The sequence below is a fragment of the Burkholderia sp. Se-20373 genome (assembly GCF_017104705.1).
GTDB lineage: Bacteria > Pseudomonadota > Gammaproteobacteria > Burkholderiales > Burkholderiaceae > Burkholderia.
In genome coordinates, this window is record NZ_JAAGPH010000023.1 from 1 (window position 1) to 17193 (window position 17193).

Consider the following 17193-nt stretch of genomic DNA (forward strand, 5'->3'; position numbering starts at 1 on the left):
GGTCTGCGGGCTGCCGCGCGCGGCGACGCTGCTGGTCGCGGACGAGCCGCTCTGCTCGCTGCGCCTCGTGATCCGCGACGTCGTGCCGGCCGGCGAAGGGCGGCATGACCTGACGATGCAGCCGTCCGGCGCCGCCGGCGACGAATTGCTGTGGCATGCGTTGCGTGATCGCGAGCCGTACCGCCAGATTCTGCAGCCGCTTGCGCCCGTCGACGCGTCCATCGCCACCGACGGCGACCCGCACGCGTCGGCCGGCGAAGCCGGGCCGCGCCCGTCGCGCAGCGCGGCCTTCCGGCTGCCGTGCCACAGCGACGCGCTGTTCTTTGCCGACTGGCTCGAATATCACTTCGACGAACTCCGTGCGCTGTCGCAACAGCATGGCCCGCAACTGCAGCTCAACCAGCTCGAGCGGCAGGTGGCCGACGACGAGGTCGGCGTGCGCTTCGTGTACGACATCGATGGCCATACGACGCGGCATGCGCTGACCGACTGCGCGCGCGAGGCCTGTGCATGGATCGAGACGGAGATGCGCGACAAGTACGCGTTACCGGTCGCGCAGGAGCGTTTCAGCGCATTTGCGGCGCACGCCCGAGCAGGCGGCATGTGAGTGCGATGCAACAGGAAGTTGTATCGATACAACTAGGGCTTGCCATGCCTCGGGTTTTCCCTTAAATTTACGTCTGTCTCCTCCATGTCTCCAAACATGGATTCAGCCCGCTCAATGTAGCGGGCTTTTTCTTGCCTGCGCGAATTACGGGGACAGATCTCCTTCCGCCCCGCCTAACCTGCCGGGCGCACACCAGACGGCCACGGCCAGAAGTGGTGCACCGCAAATATCAGCGCCACCACCCCGATCACGACCAGCAGCAGGTACAACCAGCCCTTTTGGGTCGTTGGCAGATCCACCAGCGCGCTCACGTCGCCCGTCAGGGCCGCCAGCGCGACCATGCCGAGTCCGACCAGCACCATCGTTCCCTTCGCCACCCATCCAAAGGCAACCTCCAACGCGCCCGCCCATCGCGACTGGCGATAAGGGCCGGTAACCGGCCGACGGAGATCGGGCTTACCCATTTGCGCGCACTCGCCCGGGATCGGCACGTCGGCCCATCGATCGACAGACCGAGGCGAAAACAGGACGTCGAAGGTTGTCCTGACAAGCACCGGCTGCAATGGGGTGCGCGCATTTGATCGGGAGCGTCATGTTTTTTCTTTCATGAGACGAGGTTCGACGGGTCGATTCGTTTGGCCGGAAGGAGCCCATATGGTTCGATACGATGGGCCCGCGCCGAAACGCGCCCCGTTCGTCACACGCAATCCGGATCGGCCGGCTTATCATTGACCGGCCCGCCACTCGCCCCCGAGGCCATCTTGCACGCCCATCTGCGCATCGCCCGCCCGGTCAGCAACCTCGCCCGCACCGAGCGCATGTATCGCGACGCTCTCGAGCTGTCCGTTCTTGCGCGCTTTGAAGATCACGACGGATTTTCCGGCGTGATGCTCGGGCGCGACGGCCTCGACTATCACTTCGAATTCACGCACTGCCCCGACCACCCGATCGCGCCGTCACCGACGCCCGAAGACCTGATCGTGTTCTACCTGCCCGACCGGCCGGAATGGGAGGCTGCATGCGCGCGCGCCACGGAACATGGCTTCATGCCGGCGACGTCGTTCAATCCGTACTGGGAAATTTCCGGCCAGACTTTCGAGGATGCCGACGGCTATCGGATCGTGCTGCAGAACGGCACGTGGCGCTGACAGGCGAACACGCGTGAACCGTTACGCGCCGGCCAGGCCGGCGGTGCGAGCGGCAGACACGACGTGCCGACGCAGCGCGTGCCCTTCCGGCAACGCGGGATGGTCGAAATCACGCGCGGGCCGATGCTGCATGCCGAGCCGCTGCATCACGTGCCGTGATCGCAGGTTGGTGTCGGCCGTCCACGCGAAGATCTCGCCAAGCCCGATCCGGTCGAACCCGTCGGCCAATGCGGCGGCGGCCGCTTCGACAGCGTAGCCATGCCCCCAGGCGTGACGCGCCTGCCGCCACATGATCTCGACGCACGGCGCCATCGGATGCGTTGCACGCGCTTCGTGCGACAGGCCGCACACCCCGATCAGCATCGCGTCGGCACGGCGCTCGATGGCCCACGGGCCGAAACCGTGTGCCTCGAAATGCGCGTCGAAGCGCGCGATGACGTCGCTCGCCTCGTCAACGGACATCGGGCCACGCGCGAGCCATACGGTCACGTCCGGATCTTCATGCATCGCCGACAGCGCGCCCGCATCCGTCGGCCGCCAGCGACGCAGCGTCAAGCGTTCGGTTTCGATCTTCGGCGGTGTGGACACAGGGCAATGGATCGTTCAGGCGGCGTAACGCGAGCGCCGTCACACACTCGAAAGCGCAACGGACGGAAGGGAGACGAAGGGGAAATGGAAATCGTCGCCTTTGCCGGCGACAATCCAGGGAACGGATGACGAGAAACGGGCGCCGGCGCGCCCGAGGCGATTACTCGTTTTCCTCGAAGTAATGCCCAAACTTCGTCTGCTTCGTGCGGATATAACGCTCGTTTTCCTCGCGCACGGGCACCGCAAGCGCCACGCGTTCGCAAACCGGAATACCGTGCTTCGCGAGCGTATCGAACTTCGCCGGGTTGTTGCTCATCAGCCGCACCGACGTCACGCCGAGGATCCGGAGAATCGCGGCAGCCGAGTCGTATTCGCGGGCGTCGTCAGGCAGGCCGAGGTCGAGGTTCGCCTCGACGGTGTCGCGCCCCTGCTCCTGCAGCGCATAAGCACGGATTTTGTTGCTCAGGCCGATCCCGCGCCCTTCATGGCCGCGCAGGTACAGCAGCACGCCGCGGTCTTCGGCCGCGATGTAGCGCAATGCGAGATCGAGCTGCTCGCCGCAGTCGCAGCGGTACGAGCCGAATACATCGCCGGTCAGGCACTCGGAATGAAGGCGCGTCAACACGGACTGCTCGCCGGCGACGTCGCCCATCACGAGCGCGAGATGTTCGGCATCGCTGCCCGATACGCGGAAAGCGTACGACGTGAACGTACCGTAGCGCGTGGGCAGCGACGCGGTAGCGACGAGCGTCACGCACTCGTCGGCCTGGCCATTGCCCGGCGTGGGCGATTGGGGACGCGAAGACATCATGAATTCAATCGAAACGTTCAGGAATGTAGGAATTGTGTGGATAGTGCGTGACCGGAGTTTACCGCTAATCTCGAATCGTCACGCGACTGCCGCCACCTGCGCGGCTATACTGGGCTCATCGGGTGACAAGCATCACACCCTGCCTGCCCAGCATCGACCTGCACACGGAGAAAGCGAATGAGTACGACTGTCGCGCAACTTCTCAAGGCCAAGCCGGATTCGGGCCGCACCATCTACACCGTCACGAAGAGCGATCTCGTCTACGACGCCATCAAGCTGATGGCGGAAAAAGGCATCGGCGCGCTACTTGTCGTGGACGGCGACGACATCGCGGGCATCGTCACCGAGCGCGACTACGCGCGCAAGGTCGTCCTGCAGGATCGTTCGTCGAAAGCCACCCGCGTCGAGGAAATCATGACGGCGAAGGTGCGCTACGTCGAACCGTCGCAATCCACCGACGAGTGCATGGCGCTGATGACCGAGCACCGGATGCGCCACCTGCCCGTCCTCGACGGCGGCAAGCTGGTCGGCCTCATCTCGATCGGCGACCTCGTCAAGAGCGTGATTGCCGATCAGCAGTTCACGATCAGCCAGCTCGAACACTATATCCACGGCACGCCCGCGGTCACGTCCGCCTGACCCGCCCAGCAAAAAAGGCCCAAACGCGCGAGCGTCTGGGCGGAAAGCCGCCGGAATGCGGCGACGGAGGTTCTGCTCCTGCGGGCGAGTGACGCGCACAACGGGTGCGCGTCTCGTCGATTAAGCGGTGCGCTCGGGCAGACCCAAGGACGTTCAGTTGCCGAAATAGACCGAGTTCACGGGATTCGGTGCTTCGCGCGTCATGCGACGGCCGGCTTGGCCCGCAGCCGTCGCCACGGCACCGTAGCCGCTCGTATCGGCTTGCGCGAGCATCGGCTGGTTCGGTTGAATGCGTTGTTCAGCGGCCTGGATGTTGTCCGGATACTGCGAATCGCTCGCCAGCGGCTTGTAGCCGTTCTGTTCGAGTTGCACGAGCTCGGCCTTGACCTGGTCGCGGGTCAACCCCTGCTCGGACTGTGCAAACGATGCGATCGGGGCGGCAAGGACGGATGCGGCGATAGCTGCGTAGATGACCGACTTCATGATTTACCTCCGGTATGTGTTCTCTTTTGGCGTCGCCTCGGCAGGGACTGTCTGAAGCGATTGAATTCAGTGTAGTGCTCGCCCATCCAAGGGGAAACCCTTAGTTTGAACATACAGCGTTGCGATTTTGACAAAAATCGCTGGCACATCCCGGACGATATCGCGGCAACTTGCTTCACTTGCACAACAATCGCTGACAAAATGCCGACAGCCAAATCACATATCCCGAAGGTTGTGTTGTAGAATCGTAAGGTTATATTCGTCTGTCGATCTTCCATCCACCATGTACGCGCTCACGCCCCTTTCGGTTTCGCCGTCCGGCCCGGCCGGCGTGCGCGCGCGCGCCGGTCATCCGGTGCATCCCCTCGCTCGACGCACGGCCCAGGCGCCGCTCGCCCCTGCCCGGCGCCTGATCTGACGGCTCGGTCTCCTCCCGGAGCCAGGTCAGACAGGCTCCGGGCGATCCCCATAGGCACGCCACGCCTGCCCTTGCCGATCATTTGGAGAACTGCCATGAAACAACGCCTTTACCAGTTGACCGAACTCGACGTTGCTCGCCTCGAAAAGCACGCCGAACACAACCCGCGCTTCCAGACCATGCTCGACACGCTGCTGGAGCGTGCTGACATCGTCCAGCCTGATGCCATCAAGGCCAATGTCGTCACGATGAACTCGCAGATCACGCTGCTCGACGAGGCGACCCAGGAACAGGCCACCTGGACGATTGTTTATCCGGATGCCGCCAATCTCGAACTCGGCCGTCTGAACGTCTTCTCGCCCGTCGGCATGGCACTGCTGGGCACCCAGCGAGGCCAGATGGTCAAGGTGACGCAGCCGAGCGGCGCCGAAAAGCAGATGAAGGTGGCCGCGATCGTGTTTCAGCCGGAAGCTAACGGCGAATACACGCGCTGAGCCCCCCTGCCGTCGGCACCGCGCCATAGCGGCGCGCAACGAAAAAAGCGAGGCACAGGCCTCGCTTTTTTGCATCTGGACGACATGAATCGCCGACATCGCATTTCGCAGACGAAAAAAAGGCGCCCGAAGGCGCCTTTTTCGATGCTGCGTAGCGGGTTACCCCGCCGTCACGCTTAGAAGCGGTGACGCAGACCAACCGTTGCTGCGGTTTGGTTGATCGACGAGCTCGGCAGGTTGTCGCTGAAGTTGCTGCCGTTGTAGATCGATGCGCCAATGCCGTTCTTCGCTGCACGCTGGTACACAGCTTGTGCGTAGACGTCCGTGCGCTTCGACAGAGCGTAGTCAGCTTGCAGGCCGAACTGGTTCCAGTGCGTGCTGCCGTTGTTGATCTTCGCGTTCGTGTACGTGTAAGCAGCACCCAGGCCGAGAGCCGGCGTCAGGTTGTACTTCGCGTTGACTTCGTAGTTGTCGGTGCGCAGCGTGCCGACGCCAACTGCGTTGTTGTCGAGGCGAGCTTGCGTCCATGCAGCGCCGACTTGTGCCGGGCCGAATGCGTAGCCAGCAGCAGCACCGTACGTGCGGACGCGGCCTTGGCTAGCGATGCCACCGATTGCCGACGACGTTGCGCCGTTTGCGTTCGTACCGTCACCCAGGTTCGCTTGCGAGTATGCGCCCGCCAGCTTCAGGCCTTGGAACTGGTATGCAACGCCTGCGCTGTACGCACGGTTGTTACCGAAGTTCGTGTTGTTCGAGAACGAGTACGTGCCGCCGAATTGCAGGCCAGCGTAGTTCGCGCTCGTGAACTTGATCGTGTTGTTCTGAGCGACATCACCGTTCGTGCTCAGGCGGTCGAGGTTCAGCGGGTGCGCGAAGTACGTGCCGCCCCACGAGCCCGTTGCCGTCAGCGGCGCCAGGTAGTCTTGCGTTGCGTCATACTGCTTACCCAGCGTGACCGTGCCGTACTGGCTCGACAGGCCGACGAAAGCTTGGCGGTTGAACATGCCGTTGCTGTTCGCGAACTTGCCGTTACCGATGTTGAAGCCGCTTTCCAACGTGAAGATTGCCTTCAGGCCGCCACCCAGGTCTTCCGAGCCACGCAGGCCGAAACGGCTCTGGTCAATGCCCGAACCCATCGCGAAGCGCGACTTGCCAGCTTGGCCGAGTGCCGGCTGGACGTTGCTCGTGTAGGTGATGCCTGCGTCCAGGACGCCGTACAGCGTGACGCTGCTTTGTGCGTGAGCGACGGTAGCAAACGATGCTGCAGCTGCTGCAACGATCAGAGTCTTGTTCATTCGTGGAGCTCCCTTCTAAAAAGAGGCAGGTCTCGCGACCTTGTTCATAAACGGTCTGCAACCGCCCGGGAGCGCCATCGATCCTGCTGGCCGCGCCCGGATAGTTGCCCGTTTGGGAACCGTGAGTTTAGGGGTGTACCCTAGGGGAGCGATCCGCAAATAAAGAAATAAGCTTTTCCAGAACTAGAAATAATAAAAGTGGGGCCGAGTTATAAGTATTTGTTTTGACGTTTGTTTTTGACTTCTTGACGGAGGCTTTTTGGAGCCTTTCATCGCACCATTCTTACATGTCATCGTCTTGACGGTTGCATAGAAACAACAAACGGATTCGGCGCGACACCCCGGAATCGGCAAATTTTACCCAATTTGATCTCGAATTTCGGGCTCGGGACATCTAAAACGCATCCGTCGGCCAGTAAACAGGGCTCGACAGTCGTTCAGCGGGTCGCATCCCCCGACAGCCATCCATATAGAAAGGCCAGCTCCCACCTGCCGTGACACACGGTAACAGCGTTAACCGCTCGCGTAACCCGGCCGGCCGACTGGCAGGCTAATGTAAGGCAGCCTCGAATACAGAACAGAACAGGACACGCCATGAATCGACGCTCGTTGTTACGCGCCATCGGATTGACCGCCGCCTTCGTCGGCACCGGCGGCTGGCTCCGCGCGGCCTCGGCCCAGCCCGCGCCGCCCGTGTACCGGCCGTCCGGCCCGAATCGCGTGCCCGGCGGCCCGCCCTATCCGGACCGCCCGGGCTTCGCACCGCCGGCCGCAAGGCACGACCGCCGTCCGCCGCCGCCACGGCCGCACGGCTATATATGGACCGACGGCTACTGGCGCTGGCAGCGTGGCCGCTATATATGGGTGTCGGGGCGCTGGGTCGCACGGCGCCCCGGGCGTCGGTGGGCGCCCGGCTACTGGCGCCGCCAGGGACGAGTGTGGATCTACGTCGACGGTACGTGGCGGTAGGCAGCCACCGGGCTGCCCGGCCAGTAGCAGGCTCGGGGCAGGCGGCGCGAGCGAACCCGTGCCGCCCCGACATCAACATCATGATGCCCGGAAGGCGCCCCCACGAATCCTGCCCCGCGGCCTAATGCCGGCGCGCGAACCGGGGGGATGCTTCCGGTCACGCAACCTCGACCATCGACGTGCTCGCCGGTCTACGGCGCACCATCCCGCCTCGACCGGACCCCGCCGCACCCTTCGTACGCGATGCGCGGAAAGACCGCCGGCTCGATCATCCCGCACCTGCTCTTGTAAACGGAGCATCGCCAGCCCTTTGCCGCATACGGGCGAATGGAGCGCACCGCAGCATCGGCGCACTCGCTCAACCCGACGAAATCATTCGGATAACGAATTCATGCAATGGCGATACACCGGCAACCACGCCACGCCTCGTCGCATCGCACCCGAACGCAGCACAACGCCCAGCGACAACGCGGCGCAAGCGCCCCGCTCAGCGCCCGCCCCCTTCCGTTTCCCGCGCACGACGTCGCGCAGCGCAGATCGCGCGATGATGTTCGTCGGCCCATCGGATCATCGCCTGCATCGGCGTCAGGAACGAACGCCCGAGGTCGGTCAGCGCATATTCGACACGCGGCGGCACTTCGGCGTACAGCGTGCGACTGACGAAGCCGTCCTGCTCGAGCCGCTTGAGCGTGCGTGACAGCATCTGATTCGACACATCGCCGATCGTACGGCCGAGTTCGTTGAAACGCATCGCCCCCCCGGACAGCGTCTCGAGCACGAGCAAGCTCCACTGGTCGCCGATGCGGTCGAGCACATCGCGAATCGGGCACGGCTGATCGAGTTCGACGGGTTCATCGGCGGGCGGGAACGGCATGACTGGATTCTCTTTCACGGGCAACGCAGGGTCAGCGCGGTGTGACTTGTTCACACCGCGCTGACTTCTTGTGACGGGTTCGCGGCAACTGTACCATTCGATCGGCCCGACAGCCGCGCGGATTCGCCAGTTCAACGAAGCATGACGACGGCGCGCGGCCTCTGCCGGCCCGTGTCGTCGCGATACGGCCCAGGCGGAAAACCGCTCGCGGCGGCAACGCGCCTGGATCCGCAACCAGGCACCGCAGCCCGCCGATCGCCGCGGCAGGCTCGACCCGCCGTCGCGCATCGCGCCCCCATCCACGCTCCGTCAGACAAGGAACCCGCTACATGTCATCGCTCCGCTCTCCCGTTCGCGCCGTTGCCGCGCTTGTCCTGCTGGCCGCGTCGACGGCCGCGCTGGCCGCCGGCCCGGCCACGCGCGACCTGGCCGCCGAGGAAGCCAACCGCCAGCTCGTGCTGACGTTCTACGACCGCTTCTTCAACAAACACGAAGCGGTCGAGGCCGCCGCCGTCGTCGCGAACGACTACAAGCAGCACAACCCGCACGTGCCGGACGGCAAGAAGCCGTTCGTGTCGTACTTCGTCGGCGCGTTCCAGAAGAACCCGGCATCGCGCGCGCGCATCGTGCGCAGCGCAACCGACGGCGATCTCGTCTACCTGCACGTGCATGCGACCGAGCGTCCGGGCGACCGCGGTGAAGCGGTCGTCGACATCTTCCGCGTCAAGGACGGCAAGATCGTCGAACACTGGGACGTGATCCAGCCGGTACCGGAAAAGTCCGCGAACGCGAACACGATGTTCTGACCCGCGCGGCCGCCATGTGGTGCGCCACGATGCGCACCACCCGTCGACGGACGATCGGCCGCCCACCGGGCACGCGCATGCCCCGCGGCGGCGAACTCCCCTACAATCGAGCTTCGCCGCCGCGCCGGCCTCCGTCCCGCATGACAGCACCGCCAGCCGCCGCGCCGCCGGCGCGCCGTCGCAAGCGAAGCACGGCCGGCACGGGCGGCCGTTCGCGAAGACGGTGTCAACGATGAGCCCCGCCCATATTTCCCTCAGCAATGCCGGCGACCTGGTCGCCAGCCTCGGCAGTCCGCAATTTCCCGCCCGGCTCTGGGCATGGCTGCGCGAAACCGTCGATCCGCAGTCCCATTACAGCGTCGCGACGCGCTACCGCCGCGATACGCCGTCGCAGTCCGTCGAAAGCGTCGACGTGCTGTTCTTCGCGGGCGGCGACGATCCCGACGGCACGCGCCACGCGCTCGATCTCTATACCCAGGGCGACTGGCGCACCGACACGTTGCTCCCGCATATCGAGCGCGCCACCGATTCGCAGCTCGTGTTCTCGTGCAACGAGGACATCGATACGGCAACCGAATACGGCCGCCATTTCGCGCTCGGCGAACTCGGCGAAGACTGCACGCTGCTCGGCAGCGAGCGCGACTATGTCTATGCGTTCTCGTTGTTCCGCCGGCGCGGCCAGCCGTCCTATACGCTGGCCGAGCTGGCGCTGCTGCGGCAGCTCGGCGATTTCGTGCTGCCGCTCCTGATCCAGCATGCACGGCTCGCCCGCCTGACGCCGCGTTCGGACGACGGCGCGTTGCTGCAGCGGTTCGAGCAGCGCCTGTCGGCCAGCGGCGCGACGCTGTCGCAGCGCGAACGGCTCGTATGCCGCGCGGTGCTGCAAGGCCAGCCTGTCCCGCAGATCGCCGACACCCTCGCGCTCAAGCCCAGCAGCGTGCGCACCTATCTCGGGCGGGCGCTCGCGAAGCTCGGCGTGGCGAACCGGGCCGGCCTGTTCGCGTGGTGCGTGACCGAGGAAGAACCGACGGGGGACCGCGGTCAATAGATGACACCCCCGCATCGCTGCACGCCCACTCCCCCCCGCCTTCTTTGTCGCGTTTTGTCCTCAAAACGATGACAGACAGCCGGGCGCCCCGCTCCTAGTATCTGACTCACCCGACGACCGGAACGCGTCGGATATCACGGAGACACGGCATGCCGAATACCGGATGGACGCCGGCCCGCACGGCCGCGCACGCGTCGCCCATCGATTCGCCGATCCAGACCTGGCGGCGCGATCGGCGTGACGCGCCGGCGGCGGCCGGCCTTCACCACGACGGATCGCCGCGCCTGCCGCGCCACACCGGCACCTAGCCGCCCCGCATCTCATTCCAACCCGACCGGGTTCACGCGACCGGACGCGCCGCATGGCCCGCCCGCAGGACACGTGCGCCCGTCGACCTTCCCCCATCCGGAGGAGACACATGCAACACGCCGATACCGTCTATCTGAACGGCCTGCTTTACACCGGCGACGCGCAGCGCCGCTTCGCTCAGGCGCTGGCCACCCAGGACGGCAAGATCGTCGCCGTCGGCCGCGACGACGACATCCGCCCGCTGGCCGGCCCCGCGACGCGCATCGTCGACCTGGCCGGCAGGCTGATGCTGCCGGGCCTCATCGACGGCCACGTGCACCCGCTCGAAGGCCACCAGATCCTCGGTGACTTCGACCTGTCCGGCATCAACGATCCCGACACGATCCTGCAGCGCATTCGCGCATGCGCCGATGCGACGCCGAACGAACCGTGGGTCTATCTCGGCGGCGCCAACCTGGGCGCATTCGGCGCGTATCCGACCCGCGAGCTGCTCGACCGGATCGTGCCGGACCGGCCGCTGCTCGTGGTCGGCTTCGACGTGCACAGCGGCTGCCTCAACACCAAGGGCCTCGAAGCGGCCGGCATCCACGCCGATACGCCGGACCCGGCCGGCGGCGTGTACGAGCGCGACGCGTCCGGCGCGCCGAATGGCGTCGTGCACGAAGCGGCGTTCTACCGCGTGTGCCCGATCATTCCGCAACTGAGCCCGGCCGGCTACCCGAAGTCGCTCGCGAAAGCGCACGCGATGGCGCACGGTTACGGCCTCACCGGCTGGTTCGACGCGCGCGTCGAGGAGGCCGAACTCAAGGCTTACGCCGACGCGCAGCGCGCGGGCACGCTGAAGGTGTACATGAGCGCGGGCCTCTATGCGAACCCGCGCCGCGATCCGCGCGAGCAGATCGAGCGCTTCGCCAGATGGCGTCGCGAATACACATGCGACAACCTGCGCCTGCATACGGTGAAGATCTTCGTCGACGGCGTGCCCGAATCGAAAACCGCCGCGCTGCTCGAGCCGTACGCCGGCACCGACGACTGCGGCCTCGCGCTGTGGGGCCAGGACGCGCTGAACGAGATCTGCCTGCTCGCCGACACGGCCGGCCTCGACCTGCACTTCCACACGCTCGCCGACCGCGCGGTGCGCATGACGCTCGACGCGCTCGAATACGTCCAGATTCGCAACGGCATGCGCGACCGGCGCGCGCAGCTCGCGCACCTGCAGCTCGTCGATCCGGCCGACATGAGCCGCTTCAACCGGCTCGGCGCGATCGCCAGCGTGCAGACGCTGTGGACAGCCGCGCGCGAGGAGCAACAGCAGCTCTATCGCGACCTGCTCGGCGCCGAGCGCACCGCGCGCAACTATCCGTTCCGCAGCCTGCGCAACGCGGGCGCGATGCTCGCGGCCGGCTCCGACTGGTCGGTCAGCACGATGGACCCGATGCAGATCATCCAGACCGGTGTCACGCACTTGCTGATCGACCAGCCCGACAGCCCGCCGTGGAATCCGCACGAACGCCTCGACCTGCTCACGATGCTCGAGGCTTATACGGTGAACACCGCGTATGCGCTGCGCTTCGACGACTGCACGGGTTCGCTCGAAGCGGGCAAGGACGCGAGCTTCGCGATCCTCGACCGCAATCCGTTCGCGCATCCGGTCGAGACGTTCACGCAAACCCGTGTGATCGAGACGTGCTTCCGCGGCGAAGTCGTGTATGCCGCGCCGGGCTGGGCCGACTGAAGCACGCATCCGGCGTGCCGTCAGGCGACGGCCAGCGCCAGCACCTGCTCGGTCGTCAGCACGTCGCCGAACGTGTCCGACAGCGCGGCCAGCGTCGCGCGATGGAGGTCGCGGTGCGACACCGTGCCGCCATCCGCGAGGTCGAGGTCGCGCGTCGCGCATGCGTCGTCGACGACGATCACCGCGTAGCCGAGCGGCACCGCATCACGTGCCGCGCCGGCGACGCACGCATGCGTCATCAGGCCCGTGACGATCAGCGTGTCGACACCGGCCGCCTTCAGGCGCGCATCGATGTCCGTCGTCGGGAACACGCTCACCGACGTCTTCTTCACGACCGTGTGATGCGCCGCCGGCTGCAGGTCCGCGTGAAAGCGGAAGCCGTCGCTGCCGTCGGCGAAGATCGGGCCGTCGGCCGCATCGACGTGCTGCACGTGAAACACCGGCATGCCCGCGCGGTCGGCGAACGCGATCACGCGCTGCGCGTTGCCCAGCGCGCGCGGTCCCTCCGGAATCGGCAGGCGGCCGCTGAAATATTCATTCTGGAAATCGATCACCAGCAGCGCGGTGCGGGCGGCGTCGATCGATGTCGGCGCGCTCGCGCCCGCCAGGGTACGGATGGTCGGATGTTGCATGGGTCGCTCTCTCGGTTGGCATGTCGAAGGAACGGCGCGCCGGGCCAGCCGGCGCCGCCGGACGCGGCCCGGATGCTCCCGGGACGCGAGGCGCCAGTGTCGTGCCGCGCGGCCTGGCGCGACAGCGGTGCGCGGGACAACGTCCGACAGGATCGGGCCAACGTGCAAACGGCCTACGACAGCGCGGCTGTTCGCGCGCCCGGCTGCGTGCGGCCATACGCGACCATCATCGCGAAGCTGAGCAGGAAGCCCGCGCCGCCGATCAGCAGCAGGCCGAGCTCGCCGAACACCGGCAGCAGGTTCGTGAGCGCGCCCGTCACGACCCACGCGACGGCCATCACCGAGCCCGCGACGCCGAGCGCCCAGCCTTGCCGGTCCTCGCTGACCGCATCGGAGAACGCCGTATACATCGTCGTGTACGCGACCATGTCGAAGCAGCCGACGACCATCGCGAGCGCCCACAGCACCGGCTCGTGCGGGAACAGCGCGGACAGGACCTGGCCGACGCCCGCGACGAGCAGGCCCGTCTTCGCGATGTCGACCACGCGCCACACGCGCAGCATCCGCCGCACGACGGACAGCAGGCCGAACACGAAGCACAGCCCGATCACGCCGCTGAACAGCCCGAGCCGCGCGCTCGTGTAGCCGAATCTCGCCTGCAGCACCAGCATGATGGTCTGCAGGTAGAGCCCGTAGCCGACCTGCATCAGGAAGAACACCACCGACAGGAACGCGACGTTGCGCTGGCGCGCGGCCTCCCCGATGATCCGCAGCGACAGCAGCGGATCGATGCGCGTGTCGCCGCGCGGCGCGGCAGAGTCGCGGTACGACGCCCAGGTCCAGCACGCGCAGGCCAGCGACAGTGCGGCGACCAGCACGAACGGCGTGCCGTAGTCGAACAGCGACGAAATCGTGCGATCGGACGTCACGCCGCCGAGCACGGGGCCGACGATCACGCCCGCGCTGAACGCGAGCGACATGATGCTCATGTTGTGCGCCTTGTTCTCCGGCGTGCTCAGATCGGTGATCGCCGCCTGCGCGATGCCCTGGCAGCCGGCCATCAAGCCCGTGAGCCCACGACCGGCCAGCAGCAGCGCGACGCTCGCGTGCCACGCGCCGGCCGCCATCATCGCGTAGCCGGCCGCGAGACCGAGCACGCACAGCAGCAGGATCTTGCGGCGACCGTAGCGATCCGACAGGTCGCCCATCAGCGACGAGCCGAAGAACATGCACAACGGGTAGATCCCGTAGCCGAGACCGAGGTAGAAATTGCGCGCATGCGCACCGGCGTCGGCCGGCAGGATGCCCGCGTGCGGATCGCTGAAGATCGCGGACATCATCGGATAGACGAGCCCGAAGCCCATCGCGTCGATCGCGATGGCGAGCAGGCAGGGGCCGAGCAGCTTGTAGTCGAGCCGGGACATGGCGACCTTCCGGACAGAGTGGATGATCGCCCAAGCGTAACGATGGGGCGGCGGCCACGGTAGGCCGCCGCCCGCGATGCTAAGCATCGGCAGGACCGCTACCCTGCCTGCCGCCCGCGCCGATGGGTCGCCGCCGCGGGCGGCGGGCCACGGCCGCTACTTGGCGCTCAACGGCTCGCCCTGATACTGCCGGCGCGCGAGCACGCACGGCGCGCCGTCGTGCATGAACACGCTCGCGAGCAGCCCGAACGACGCCGCGAACAGCACGTACCACGCGGGCGCGACAGGCGACCCGCTCGCGTGCGTCAGCCACGTGACGATGAACGGCGCGAAGCCGCCGAACACCATCACCGCGACGTTGTACGCGAGCGCGATGCCCGTGGAGCGCGAACGCGTCGCGAACTGCTCGGCGAGCGTGGTCGGCGCGGGCCCGTAGCAGATGCCGATGATCGTGCAGATCACGAGCTGCATCACGAGCAGGCGCCCGATGCCCGGCGCGGCAGCCAGCCATGTGAACAGCGGATACGTGACCGTCAGCAGCGCCAGCGAACCGGCGATCAGCACGGGACGCCGGCCGATGCGGTCGGACACGAGCGCCGCGAACGGGATCGTCACCGTCAGCAGCGCAACCGCCGCCATCTGCACCTTGAAGACCTGGTCGAGCGGCAGCCCGAAGGTCTTGTGCACGAACGTCGGCATGTTGACGAGCATCACGTAGAACACGGCCGTGCCGGTAATCGTCTGCCCCATCGACACCAGCACGCCGCGCAGGTTGTCGCGCAGCACGCCGGACACGCTCGCCGGCGGCTCGATGGTCGACTTGCTCGCGGCGACGAACGCCTCGGTCTCCTCCATGTGTCGGCGGATCCACAGGCCGACCGGCCCGATCAGCAGCCCGAGCGCGAACGGCACGCGCCAGCCCCAGCTATGCAGCGCCGCGTCCGACAGCGATTGCGTGGCCCACGCGCCCATCGCGGCGCCCGAGAACACCGCGAGACACTGGCCGATCAGCTGCCACGATCCGTACAGCCCGCGCCGGTTCTCCGGCGCGCTTTCCACGAGGAAAGCAGTCGCGCTCGCGTATTCGCCGCCCGTCGCGAAGCCCTGCAGCAGCCGCGCGACGACGATCAGGATGGGCGCCGCCGGGCCGATCACGGCGTACGACGGCGCGAACGTGATCAGCGCGATCGACAGCGTCATCAGGAAGATGATGAGCTGCATCGCGGCCTTGCGGCCCTTGCGGTCCGCATAAAGCCCGAGCAGGATGCCGCCTACCGGGCGCATGAAGAAACCGACGCCGAAGGTCGCAAGCGACATCAGCAGCGACGCGTACTGGCTCTCGGCGGGAAAGAACAGCCGCGCGATGATGCCGGAGAAGAAACCGTAAACGATGAAGTCGTACCACTCGAGGGTATTGCCGACGACAGCGGCAACCACCTGCCGATGCCGCGAGTTCCGACGTGAGTCGCGCATGCTTGTCTCTCCTGCAGTCTCATGGCGCCGCGCCGCATGCTTGCCGCGTTCCGTGGCACGCATGAGCGAACCGGCTGTTCGTATCGCCGGCCGGTCAGGCGCGGGCGCGGGCCCGCACCATCGGAACCTCGCGGCCTGCCCGTGCGACCGGCGTGAAACGATCATAGGGACGCCGAAAACCCGCATCAATTAATACCCGCGGCGGATGATTAGCCGGAGATTAAATGTTGCCCCGCCGGGCGCCGCCACGCGGAAACCCCGGAAATCCGCGCATTGTTGCCGCCCCGGTTCTGCGGCAGAATCGTCGGCCGCCCTTCCCGTCTCCCGCACCATGCGCAACCGCATCAACGAAGAGATCACGTTCCGCAAGCTCGAAGTGCTGCTTGCCTTCATGGAAGCGGGCAGCCTCGCGAAGGCCGCCGAGGCGCTGGGCGTGAGCACGGTCAGCGTGCACCGCGCGCTGCATACGCTGGAGGAAGGGATGCACTGCGCGCTGTTTCGCCACGAGGGGCGGAACCTGATGCCAACCGACGCCGCGCAGGTGCTCGCCGAAGTCGCGGGCGAAGTGCTCAAGACGATGACGGACGGGATCCGCTCGACGCGCGAGGCGGCCGGCTACGGCGCCGGCCAGTTGAAGATCGGTTCGCTCTACTCGCTGACGATCCGCACCGTGCCCGAAGTCGTGATCGCGTTGAAGGAGCGCCGCCCCGAGCTGCAGGCCGAGCTCGTGCTCGGCTCGAATGCCGACCTGCTCGACAAGCTCCGGCAAGGCGCGATCGACGCGACGCTGATGGCGCTGCCCGAACCGGATGCCGAGATCGAATCGATCGCGCTGTTCGAGGACGAGATGTTCTTCGCCGCGCCGATCGACTCGCCGTACGCGCGGCACGATGCCATCGATCTGTGCTCGTGCGGCGACGCGCCGTTCGTGTCGCTCGGCGAAGGCTTCGCGACGCATCATGGCTTCACGGAAGCGTTTCGTTCGGCCGGCGTCACACCGAACGTCGTGATGCGGGTGGGCGACATCTTCTCGGTGATCAACCTCGTGTCGGGCGGCGTCGGCTGCTCGCTGCTGCCCGGCCGCGTGCGCGACCTGTTCGCGCACAAGATCGCGCTCGTGCCGCTCGCCGGGCCGACGATCCGCCAGACGATCGGGCTGAGCTTCCTGCACCGGCGAGAACGCGACCCGAACCTCCTTGCGCTCGCAACCGTGTGCCGGCTGACGGTCAAGGGGCCGAACGCGCGGTAACGCGCGGATCGCCCGGCCGGAAACGCGCCTTCTCCGCTCCGCTTCGCATTCCTGCATCGTCGCGCCCTGGCGCACCCACCCACCCGCCCGCCACGCCACGATAAGCACGCGAGCTCATCCGTTTGGACGGCACGCCGCGCGCGCTTTGTTGCGATCATGGCCGTCATTCATCGCGCGGCACGCCCACGTGT

At 66.3% G+C, this 17193-nt stretch carries 19 protein-coding genes; 10 read left to right on the forward strand and 9 right to left on the reverse strand.

Features of this window, described 5'->3' with window-relative positions:
• Positions 1 to 607 (forward strand): hypothetical protein (locus G3N96_RS10805; RefSeq protein WP_206137193.1); only part of this gene is annotated, 607 nt, incomplete at its 5' end.
• A 173-nt stretch (positions 608 to 780) separates the two neighbouring features.
• Here G3N96_RS10805 and G3N96_RS10810 read toward each other — a convergent pair.
• Positions 781 to 1071 (reverse strand): hypothetical protein, encoded by a 291-nt coding sequence (locus tag G3N96_RS10810; RefSeq protein WP_206137194.1) that lies wholly within the window; start codon positions 1069 to 1071, stop codon positions 781 to 783.
• 297 nt (positions 1072 to 1368) lie between these two features.
• Here G3N96_RS10810 and G3N96_RS10815 point away from each other — a divergent pair, with 297 nt between their 5' ends.
• A complete protein-coding gene (locus tag G3N96_RS10815) occupies positions 1369 to 1755 on the forward strand; it encodes a VOC family protein (protein WP_124584105.1) in 387 nt (128 codons plus the stop codon).
• 21 nt (positions 1756 to 1776) lie between these two features.
• Here the strand turns inward: G3N96_RS10815 and G3N96_RS10820 are convergent, their stop codons facing one another.
• Together G3N96_RS10820 and ribA are read right to left on the reverse strand one after the other, a co-directional pair.
• The gene (locus G3N96_RS10820) at positions 1777 to 2343 is read right to left on the reverse strand and encodes a GNAT family N-acetyltransferase (RefSeq protein WP_206137195.1); all 567 of its coding nucleotides are present in this window, start codon (positions 2341 to 2343) and stop codon (positions 1777 to 1779) included.
• A gap of 160 nt (positions 2344 to 2503) precedes the next feature.
• On the reverse strand, positions 2504 to 3154 hold the full coding sequence (ribA, locus tag G3N96_RS10825) for a GTP cyclohydrolase II (RefSeq protein ID WP_069260282.1): 651 nt from the start codon (positions 3152 to 3154) through the stop codon (positions 2504 to 2506).
• Positions 3155 to 3331: 177 nt separating this feature from the next.
• On the opposite strand from ribA, the gene G3N96_RS10830 reads away from it, so the two are divergent.
• Entirely contained in the window at positions 3332 to 3793 is a 462-nt protein-coding gene (locus tag G3N96_RS10830) for a CBS domain-containing protein (RefSeq protein ID WP_069252006.1), read from the forward strand.
• Positions 3794 to 3946: 153 nt separating this feature from the next.
• On the opposite strand, the gene G3N96_RS10835 is transcribed toward G3N96_RS10830, so the two are convergent.
• A complete protein-coding gene (locus tag G3N96_RS10835) occupies positions 3947 to 4276 on the reverse strand; it encodes a DUF4148 domain-containing protein (RefSeq protein WP_124583969.1) in 330 nt (109 codons plus the stop codon).
• A 513-nt stretch (positions 4277 to 4789) separates the two neighbouring features.
• Between G3N96_RS10835 and G3N96_RS10840 the strand changes: the two genes are divergently transcribed.
• Positions 4790 to 5188 (forward strand): GreA/GreB family elongation factor, encoded by a 399-nt coding sequence (locus G3N96_RS10840; protein ID WP_059239999.1) that lies wholly within the window; start codon positions 4790 to 4792, stop codon positions 5186 to 5188.
• A gap of 176 nt (positions 5189 to 5364) precedes the next feature.
• Here G3N96_RS10840 and G3N96_RS10845 read toward each other — a convergent pair whose 3' ends face one another.
• Positions 5365 to 6483 (reverse strand): porin, encoded by a 1119-nt coding sequence (locus G3N96_RS10845; RefSeq protein WP_206137196.1) that lies wholly within the window; start codon positions 6481 to 6483, stop codon positions 5365 to 5367.
• Positions 6484 to 7077: 594 nt separating this feature from the next.
• Between G3N96_RS10845 and G3N96_RS10850 the strand changes: the two genes are divergently transcribed.
• Positions 7078 to 7452: a YXWGXW repeat-containing protein gene (locus G3N96_RS10850; RefSeq protein WP_206137197.1), complete on the forward strand. Its 375-nt coding sequence runs from the start codon at positions 7078 to 7080 to the stop codon at positions 7450 to 7452.
• A 487-nt stretch (positions 7453 to 7939) separates the two neighbouring features.
• Here G3N96_RS10850 and G3N96_RS10855 read toward each other — a convergent pair whose 3' ends face one another.
• Complete coding sequence (locus tag G3N96_RS10855; RefSeq protein ID WP_206137240.1) at positions 7940 to 8326, reverse strand: helix-turn-helix domain-containing protein; 387 nt, start codon at positions 8324 to 8326, stop codon at positions 7940 to 7942.
• 329 nt (positions 8327 to 8655) lie between these two features.
• Between G3N96_RS10855 and G3N96_RS10860 the strand changes: the two genes are divergently transcribed.
• The 4 genes from G3N96_RS10860 (at position 8656) to G3N96_RS10875 (ending at position 12224) form a co-directional block, all read left to right on the forward strand.
• Positions 8656 to 9132, forward strand: coding sequence for a nuclear transport factor 2 family protein (locus G3N96_RS10860; RefSeq protein ID WP_206137198.1), 477 nt, complete (start codon positions 8656 to 8658; stop codon positions 9130 to 9132).
• A gap of 232 nt (positions 9133 to 9364) precedes the next feature.
• Positions 9365 to 10180 (forward strand): helix-turn-helix transcriptional regulator, encoded by an 816-nt coding sequence (locus G3N96_RS10865; RefSeq protein ID WP_206137199.1) that lies wholly within the window; start codon positions 9365 to 9367, stop codon positions 10178 to 10180.
• Positions 10181 to 10329: 149 nt separating this feature from the next.
• Entirely contained in the window at positions 10330 to 10488 is a 159-nt protein-coding gene (locus G3N96_RS10870; protein ID WP_206137200.1) for a hypothetical protein, read from the forward strand.
• 110 nt (positions 10489 to 10598) lie between these two features.
• Entirely contained in the window at positions 10599 to 12224 is a 1626-nt protein-coding gene (locus G3N96_RS10875; protein WP_206137201.1) for an amidohydrolase, read from the forward strand.
• Positions 12225 to 12244: 20 nt separating this feature from the next.
• Here G3N96_RS10875 and G3N96_RS10880 read toward each other — a convergent pair whose 3' ends face one another.
• The 3 genes from G3N96_RS10880 to G3N96_RS10890 all read right to left on the reverse strand — a co-directional run bounded on the left by G3N96_RS10880 (position 12245) and on the right by G3N96_RS10890 (position 15753).
• Entirely contained in the window at positions 12245 to 12856 is a 612-nt protein-coding gene (locus G3N96_RS10880; RefSeq protein WP_206137202.1) for a cysteine hydrolase family protein, read from the reverse strand.
• Positions 12857 to 13029: 173 nt separating this feature from the next.
• Positions 13030 to 14280 (reverse strand): MFS transporter, encoded by a 1251-nt coding sequence (locus tag G3N96_RS10885; protein ID WP_206137203.1) that lies wholly within the window; start codon positions 14278 to 14280, stop codon positions 13030 to 13032.
• Positions 14281 to 14436: 156 nt separating this feature from the next.
• Positions 14437 to 15753 carry an MFS transporter gene (locus G3N96_RS10890; protein ID WP_206137204.1) on the reverse strand — a complete coding sequence of 439 codons (1317 nt, stop codon included), beginning with the start codon at positions 15751 to 15753 and terminating at the stop codon, positions 14437 to 14439.
• A 331-nt stretch (positions 15754 to 16084) separates the two neighbouring features.
• Between G3N96_RS10890 and G3N96_RS10895 the strand changes: the two genes are divergently transcribed.
• The gene (locus tag G3N96_RS10895) at positions 16085 to 17002 is read left to right on the forward strand and encodes a LysR family transcriptional regulator (protein WP_206137205.1); all 918 of its coding nucleotides are present in this window, start codon (positions 16085 to 16087) and stop codon (positions 17000 to 17002) included.
• The last annotated feature ends 191 nt before the right edge of the window (positions 17003 to 17193 follow it).

Excerpts from the sequence above, each read along its gene's own strand:
- G3N96_RS10880 (WP_206137202.1), bottom strand. The coding sequence starts at position 12,856 with ATGCAACATCCGACCATCCGTACCCTGGCGGGCGCGAGCGCGCCGACA.
- G3N96_RS10875 (WP_206137201.1), top strand. The coding sequence starts at position 10,599 with ATGCAACACGCCGATACCGTCTATCTGAACGGCCTGCTTTACACCGGC.
- G3N96_RS10895 (WP_206137205.1), top strand. The coding sequence starts at position 16,085 with ATGCGCAACCGCATCAACGAAGAGATCACGTTCCGCAAGCTCGAAGTG.
- G3N96_RS10840 (WP_059239999.1), top strand. The coding sequence starts at position 4,790 with ATGAAACAACGCCTTTACCAGTTGACCGAACTCGACGTTGCTCGCCTC.
- ribA (WP_069260282.1), bottom strand. The coding sequence starts at position 3,154 with ATGATGTCTTCGCGTCCCCAATCGCCCACGCCGGGCAATGGCCAGGCC.
- G3N96_RS10860 (WP_206137198.1), top strand. The coding sequence starts at position 8,656 with ATGTCATCGCTCCGCTCTCCCGTTCGCGCCGTTGCCGCGCTTGTCCTG.
- G3N96_RS10885 (WP_206137203.1), bottom strand. The coding sequence starts at position 14,280 with ATGTCCCGGCTCGACTACAAGCTGCTCGGCCCCTGCCTGCTCGCCATC.
- G3N96_RS10830 (WP_069252006.1), top strand. The coding sequence starts at position 3,332 with ATGAGTACGACTGTCGCGCAACTTCTCAAGGCCAAGCCGGATTCGGGC.
- G3N96_RS10870 (WP_206137200.1), top strand. The coding sequence starts at position 10,330 with ATGCCGAATACCGGATGGACGCCGGCCCGCACGGCCGCGCACGCGTCG.
- G3N96_RS10845 (WP_206137196.1), bottom strand. The coding sequence starts at position 6,483 with ATGAACAAGACTCTGATCGTTGCAGCAGCTGCAGCATCGTTTGCTACC.
- G3N96_RS10865 (WP_206137199.1), top strand. The coding sequence starts at position 9,365 with ATGAGCCCCGCCCATATTTCCCTCAGCAATGCCGGCGACCTGGTCGCC.
- G3N96_RS10855 (WP_206137240.1), bottom strand. The coding sequence starts at position 8,326 with ATGCCGTTCCCGCCCGCCGATGAACCCGTCGAACTCGATCAGCCGTGC.
- G3N96_RS10810 (WP_206137194.1), bottom strand. The coding sequence starts at position 1,071 with ATGGGTAAGCCCGATCTCCGTCGGCCGGTTACCGGCCCTTATCGCCAG.
- G3N96_RS10835 (WP_124583969.1), bottom strand. The coding sequence starts at position 4,276 with ATGAAGTCGGTCATCTACGCAGCTATCGCCGCATCCGTCCTTGCCGCC.
- G3N96_RS10850 (WP_206137197.1), top strand. The coding sequence starts at position 7,078 with ATGAATCGACGCTCGTTGTTACGCGCCATCGGATTGACCGCCGCCTTC.
- G3N96_RS10890 (WP_206137204.1), bottom strand. The coding sequence starts at position 15,753 with ATGCGCGACTCACGTCGGAACTCGCGGCATCGGCAGGTGGTTGCCGCT.